Genomic DNA, 7453 nt, shown 5'->3' on the forward strand with positions numbered 1-7453 from the left:
ACAGCGCCGAGGCGACGTCGCCGGTGCTGGCCTGGAATTCATAGCGGCCGTACGGCAGGTTGCTGCCCGGCGTCCAGCTCCAGGTGTCGCCGCTGAGGGTGGCGGTGGCGCTGCCGGCCCAGGTCGGGCTGCCGGCGAGGCGGTAATAGACGATAACGGTGTCAGCGGCGGAGACCTCGCCGCGCAGGGTCGGCGTGGCGTCGTCGGTGAGCGCGCCGTTGCCGAGCGCCCCGGTGAAGCTGCCCGCGTCGTCAAGCGCATCGGTAATGGTAACCGTGACGTTGTCGCCGGCAATCACGATGTCAAACGCCGCCGAAGGCGCGCCGGCGCGCAGTTGCTTACCAAAGGTCTCTTCGGCCATCAGGCGCAGGCTGTTAATGCCGTCTTTTAAGTCCTGCGATGGCGCCATCACCCACTTGCCGGTGACCTTGTCCGCCACCGCGCTGCCGATTTTTTCATTTTTGTCGTTGAGCAGGTAAACGGTGCTGCCTTTCTGCGCGATGCCGGTCAGCGTCGGGCGTTTGTCGTCGGTGGCCTTGCCGGCGTCAAAGCTGCCGGTCACGGCGCCCTGGTCGTCGTAGAGGTTAATCAGCTCCGGCGCGTCCGGCGCGGTGGTATCCACAATCATGGTGCCGAGCGTCGGCGGGTTGCGGTTGCCGGCGTTGTCAAAGTGGCGGATGGAGAAGCTGTACTCGCCGTCGGCGTAGGGCGTCGGCGCTTCCCAGCGATAAAAGCCTTCATCGTTTACCGGGACGCGGAAGGTGTCGGTGCCGATGACCAGCTCAATAAAGCCGCCGGGCTCCAGCTTCTCTTTGTTCCCAAACACCAGTTTGCCGTCGGCGCTTTCAAAGTAGAGGGTCTTGCTGCGGGCCAGCGGTTCGGTGGCGGCCGGTGCGGCCTCGCTGACCGGCGCGGCGGCGGCGTCACCGGTGTGTTCAACCTGCGCGCTGCCGTTGCCGGTAATGATGTTAAACGGCGCAGACGGCGTGCCGGCGCGCAGCTGTTTACCAAAGGTCTCTTCGGCCATCAGGCGCAGGCTGTTGCTGCCGTCTTTTAAGTCCTGCGCCGGCTCCATTACCCACTTGCCGGTGACCTTGTCCGCCACCGCGCTGCCGATTTTTTCATTTTTGTCGTTGAGCAGGTAAACGGTGCTGCCTTTCTGCGCGATGCCGGTCAGCGTCGGGCGTTTGTCGTCGGTGGCCTTGCCGGCGTCAAAGCTGCCGGTTTTGTCGCCCTGGTCGTCGTAGAGGTTAAGCAGTTCAGGGGCGGCGGGGGCGCTGGTGTCAACAATCACGGTGCCGAGCGTCGGCGGGTTGCGGTTGCCGGCGTTATCAAAGTGGCGGATGGAGAAGCTGTAGTGGCCGTCGGCGTAGGCGGAAGGCGCTTCCCAGCGGTAAAAGCCTTTGTCGTCTACGGGGACGCGGAAGGTGTCGGTGCCGATGACCAGCTCAATAAAGCCACCGGGCTCCAGCTTCTCTTTGTTACCAAACACCAGCTTGCCGTCGGCGCTTTCAAAGTAAAGGGTCTGGCTGCGTGCAAATAAATCAATCATAAGGATCGTCCATAATGTGTTGTCAATGTAAGTGCGGCGCGGTTTACACGACATCGCACAGCGGCGGGAATGGTAGAGCAGCGCGTTACGGACTCGTATCAAGAACCGTCTGCAAAGGAGGAAAACTCCTGGAGGAACGGAGAGAGAGAAAAGGGGGGAAGGGCCGGGCGGGCGGATACGGCCAGATGAGTTAACCGCAGCCGCAGAGGCTGGCCGTGTAACGGAGGCCGGGGCACGGTGCCGGCACGTTATGAGTTGGTAAACAACAAAAAAAAGCCACCGAATTTCGGTGGCTTTCCAGACAGATTTAGAAGGATCTAACCGTTAAATCAGCTCGGTTTTCACCCCCTGCTGCACCAGCAGTTCCGCGTCGTCGCCGTGGCTGTACACTTCGTACTCCACGCCTGCAACCGTCACGGTGCCCTGCTGATGCTGCCATTCGCTGATATCGCTGCCTTCCGGCAGAATATCTTTCAGCTGCACCACATCGCCGGCATCGCCGTTGATCATCAGCTGGGTTTTACCGTCTTCGATAAACAGATCTTTTTCGCCGTAATGCAGCAGCGCATCCAGATCGATTTTCAGCGTATTATCCCCGCTGCCGCGAATATCGAAGATCTCCACCGACTGAATCTCTGCTTGATGCTGAGATAAATCGAGCAGCTGATCTTTGCCGGTTAATTGCAATGTATCCACCTGCGTTTCACTGCCGATGATGGCGTGCTCGGTTAATGCGTCGACGCCGTCAAGGACGTGGACGAGGTTTTCTACATTATCCACGAAAGGTCTAAATGTGTTAGGGCTGTATTCAATATATAAATTATCTATATAAAGTTCATGCATGTAAGGCTGAAACTTAAAGCTTATATGATATATTTCAGGCTGTAGGGACTTATCTTCAAAATAATCTTGCATATTTAGCGACAAAACTTCCCCAGCTTTTATGATAATCGTAAATTCCTGCGGATTACCATTTTTTTTGTATGATAAATAAAAGCCTTCTATTCTAATGTCATAATTTGCTCTGTTCCAAATGTCACATTTGAAATTATCGTACAGACGAGTACCTGTGACAGTAGAGTATGCTACGCTGGCTACAGTAGCTTCTCCTATAACAAAACATTTATCTCCAAAAATATCAGGCGCATCATCTGGCGTGTCAACTACATGAGAGAATTTTTGATCTCCCATAAAATCAAGTAGACGGAAATTAAAATTATCCTCAAACCAATACTGATTTTCAGGGTTAACATCACCCGCATTAAATTCCTCAAAATCAATTATTGAACTTTTAACAGGGCCTCTATCCAAATTCAATTCGAATGTTTGACCCCAGCTTTCCGCGCCGGATTTTTTTACCTGGAAATCCCAGTCCCCCTTCGCCAGCGGCTTATCCGGCGTCCAGCTCCAGTTACCATCCGCACTCGCCTTCACGCTGTAGATTTTCTCACCCGACGCATGCTGTGCACGGATCATCACCACGCTGTTTGCCAGCGCGGTGCCGCGCAGGGTCGGCGTCTGGTCATCGGTGGTATCACCGCTGGCGAGGCTGCCGGTCTCGGTACCAAAATCGTCAAACGCATCGGTGATGACAGGCGCGCCAGGCGCTGCCGCGACGTATTCCACTACGAATTTGTCGCTCCACGCGCTGTAATGATCGCCAGTCTGCGCGCGGGCCTGGAAGTTCCACGTATTGCTGCTACTCAGCGCCGGTGAGGTCCACTCCCAGGTGCCGTCGGCTTTCACCACGGTGCTGCCCACGCTCGCCCACTGCATACCCGACAGGCATCTCTCGATGTGGATGATGGTGCCGGCCACGCCACGTCCGCGCAGGGTAGGCGTGCTGTCGTCGGTGGTGTCACCGCTCTTCAGGCTGCCGGTGACCGCGCCAAAATTATCCCAGGCATCGTCGATGATGGGCTGCATATCCAGCGTCGGATCGATGGTCAGCTGGAAGCGGCTCCAGTCGCTCTGGCCAGCTTTCTGCACCTCAAAGGTCCAGCTGCCTTTCGCCAGCGCGGACGACGTCCACGTCCATTTGCCGCTGCCGTCTACGTTTACGGTGGTGGAGGCGTAGCTGTCGTTACCAAGCTTATAGCGCAGCGTGATGACGCTGTTAGCCGGGCCGCTGCCGCGCAGGGTTGGCGTGGTGTCATCGGTGGTGGCGCCGCTCGCAAGGCTGCCGGTCACCGGACCCGCGTTGTCGAGCGCGCTGTCGATGGTGGCGTCACGGTCCGCGTTGGAATCAATGGTCAGCTCATAACTGTTCCATTTGTAATCCCCCTGTTTTTTCACCTCAAAGGTCCACTGGCCGTCAATGAGCTCTGGCGCAGTCCATGTCCAGTTACCGCTGGCGTCAACGTTGATGGTGTCTTCATACATGGTGGCCAGGCGGAAATAGCGCAGCAATATCGTGCTGTTCGCCGCGCCGGTGCCGCGCAGGGTCGGCGTACTGTCATCGGTGGTGCCGCCATTGGCAATAAGGCCGGTGGTGGCACCGAAGTCATCCCATGCGCTTTCAATGATCGGCTTGCGGTCGGCGGTAGGTTCGATGGTGAGCTGGAAGCTTTTCCAGTCGCTCTGACCGTCCCTCTGCACCTCAAAAGTCCAGCTGCCCTTCGCCAGCGCATCCGGCGTCCAGCTCCAGTTGCCGCTGGCATCGACGCTAACGCTGGTCGTAATGTAGGTGCCGCTGCCGAGCTTATAGCGCAGGGAGATCACGCTGTTGGCCGGGCCGGTACCGGAAAGGGTTGGGGTGGCGTCATCGGTGATACCACCTCGCGCGATCAAGCCTTTCACATCCCCAAAATTATCATAGGCGTAGTCAATAGTCGCATTGCGATCCACGGTTGGATCAATGGTCAGTGTGAAGCTGCTCCAGTCGTTCTGGCTGGCTTTCTGCACCTCAAAGGTCCAGTTGCCCTTCGCCAGCGTTTTCGGCGTCCATGACCAGTTGCCGTCTGCATCCACGCTCGCGCTGTCGAGGGTGTAGCCACCGTTGCCGAGCTTGTAGCGCAGGGTGATAACGCTGTTGGCCGGGCCGGTACCGTGCAGGGTTGGCGTGGTGTCATCGGTGGTCGCGCCGCTGCTCAGGCTGCCGGTCACCGGACCGACGTTGTCGAACGCGCTGTCGATGCTGGCGTTGCGGTCCGCGTTGGCATCAATGGTCAGCTCGTAGCGGCTCCAGTTTTCCTGGCCGTCCTTCTTCACCTCAAAGGTCCAGTGTCCCTCCTCCAGCTCTGGCGCGGTCCACGTCCAGTTACCGCTGGCATCCACTTTAACCATGATGCCGGCGCTGCGGTCGCCGTTGCTGTACTTCAGCGTGATGCTGCTGTTGGCCGGGCCGGTGCCGCGCAGCGTCGGGGTGCTGTCGTCGGTGATCCCGCCGTTGGCAATGGTGCCGGTCACGGCGCCGAAGTCATCCCAGGCGCTGGTGATCACGGCATCGTGGTCCACGGTCGGGTCGATGGTCAGCGTGAAGCTGCTCCAGCCGTTCTGGCCGGCCTTCTGCACCTCAAAGGTCCAGCTGCCGCTGGCCAGCGTATCCGGCGTCCACGTCCACTTGCCGCTGCCGTCCACGTTTACCGTGGTGCTGGCGTAGCTGCCGCTGTCGAGCTTATAGCGCAGGGTGATAACGCTGTTGGCCACGCCGGTGCCGCGCAGGGTCGGCGTGCTGTCGTCGGTGGTGTCGCCGCTGCGCAGCGTGTCGGTCACCGGGCCCTCGTTATCCAGCGCGCTGTCGATGGTTGGGTAGCGATCGAGCTCCGGGTCGATGGTCAGCGTGAAGCTGCTCCAGTCGCTCTGCCCGGCCTTCTGCACCTCAAAGGTCCAGCTGCCTTTTGTCAGCGTATCCGGCGTCCACGACCAGGTGCCGTTAACATCTACGCTCACCGTGGTGGAGGCGTAGCTGCCGCCGTCCATTTTATAGCGCAGCGTAATGGTGCTGCTGGCCGGGCCGCTGCCGTGCAGGGTTGGGGTGGTGTCATCGGTGGACGCGCCGCTGCTCAGGCTGCCGGTCACCGGGCCCGCGTTATCCAGCGCGCTGTCGATGGTGGCGTTGCGATCCAGGTTAGGATCGATGGTTAGCGTGAAGCTGCTCCAGTCGCTCTGGCCGGCCTTCTGCACCTCAAAGGTCCAGCTGCCTTCTGCCAGCGTATCCGGCGTCCACGTCCACTTGCCGTTGCCGTCCACGCTCACCGTGGTGGAGGCGTAGCTGCCGCTGCCGAGCTTGTAGCGCAGCGTAATGGTGCTGCTGGCCGGGCCGCTGCCGTGCAGGGTTGGGGTGGTGTCATCGGTGGACGCGCCGCTGCTCAGGCTGCCGGTCACCGGGCCCGCGTTATCCAGCGCGCTGTCGATGGTCGGGTAGCGATCAAGGTCCGGATCGATGGTCAGCGTGAAGCTGCTCCAGTCGCTCTGCCCGGCTTTCTGCACCTCAAAGGTCCAGCTGCCTTTTGTCAGCGTATCCGGCGTCCACGACCAGTTGCCTGCGTTGTCCACGCTCACCGTGGTGGAGGCGTAGTTACCGCCGTCCATTTTATAGCGCAGGGTGATGGTGCCGTTGGCCGGGCCGGTGCCGCGCAGGGTTGGGGTGGTGTCATCGGTGGACGCGCCGCTGCTCAGGCTGCCGGTCACCGGGCCCGCGTTATCCAGCGCGCTGTCGATGGTCGGGTAGCGTTCGAGGTCCGGATCGATGGTCAACTGGAAGCTGTTCCAGCCGTTCTGGCCGGCGTTCTGCACCTCAAAGGTCCAGCTACCCTTCGCCAGCGTATCCGGCGTCCATGACCAGTTGCCTGCGTTATCCACGCTCACCGTGGTGGAGGCGTAGCTGCCGCTGCCGAGCTTGTAGCGCAGGGTGATGACGCTGTTGGCCGGGCCGGTGCCGCGCAGGGTTGGCGTGCTGTCATCGGTGGACGCGCCGCTGTTCAGGCTGCCGGTTACCGGGCCGACGTTGTCCAGCGCATCGGTAATCACCGGTCCGGCGGCAGCAACGTACTTCAGAATAAATTTCCCGGTCCAGTCGCTGATAACCTCGCCGTTTTGCGCCTTCGCGTGAAACTCCCAGGTGCCGTTTTTGCTCAGCACCGGTGAGGTCCACTCCCAGGTGCCGTCCGCTTTAACGACGGTGCTGCCCACATTAACCCAGGAGCTGCCTGCCAGACCGTTCTGGAAGTGGATGATGGTGCCGGCCACGCCGGTACCGCGCAGGGTTGGCGTGTTGTCATCGGTGGTGTCACCGCTTGTCAGGCTGCCGGTTACCGCGCCAAAGTCGTCCCAGGCGCTGTCAATGGTTGGCTTCAGGTCCAGCGCCGGATCGATGGTCAGCTTAAAGCTGCTCCAGCCGCTCTGGCCGGCCTTCTGCACCTCAAAGGTCCAGCTGCCTTTTGCCAGCGTATTTGGCGTCCATGACCAGTTGCCGTCTGCATCCACGCTCGCGCTGTCGACGCTGTAGCCACCGTTGCCGAGCTTGTAGCGCAGGGTAATAACGCTGTTGGCCGGGCCGGTCCCGCGCAGGGTTGGGGTGGTGTCATCGGTGGACGCGCCGCTGCTCAGGCTGCCGGTTACCGGGCCCGCGTTGTCCAGCGCGCTGTCGATGGTCGGATAGCGATCGAGGTCCGGATCGATGGTCAGCTGGAAGCTGCTCCAGTCGCTCTGGCCGGCCTTCTGCACCTCAAAGGTCCAGCTGCCCTTCGCCAGCGTATCCGGCGTCCACGACCAGTTGCCGTCTGCATCCACGCTCACGCTGTCGAGGGTATAGCTACCGTTGCCGAGCTTGTAGCGCAGGGTGATAACGCTGCTGGCCGGGCCGGTGCCGCGCAGGGTTGGCGTGGTGTCGTCGGTGGACGCGCCGCTGCTCAGGCTGCCGGTCACCGGGCCCGCGTTGTCCAGCGCGCTGTCGATGCT

General features: G+C 60.4%; 2 protein-coding genes. Both read right to left on the minus strand.

Annotated elements, in window-relative coordinates; genetic code table 11:
- Positions 1 to 1552, minus strand: a 1552-nt coding sequence (locus tag KVT28_RS24600) for an Ig-like domain-containing protein (protein ID WP_254633647.1), incomplete at its 3' end; no start/stop codon positions are given.
- Between the two features lie 324 nt (positions 1553 to 1876).
- Positions 1877 to 7453: Ig-like domain-containing protein (locus tag KVT28_RS24605; RefSeq protein WP_254633648.1), on the minus strand; the 5577-nt coding region annotated here is incomplete at its 5' end.

Source organism: Pantoea sp. GbtcB22, assembly GCF_019091025.1.
Taxonomy (GTDB): Bacteria; Pseudomonadota; Gammaproteobacteria; order Enterobacterales; family Enterobacteriaceae; genus Pantoea; species Pantoea leporis.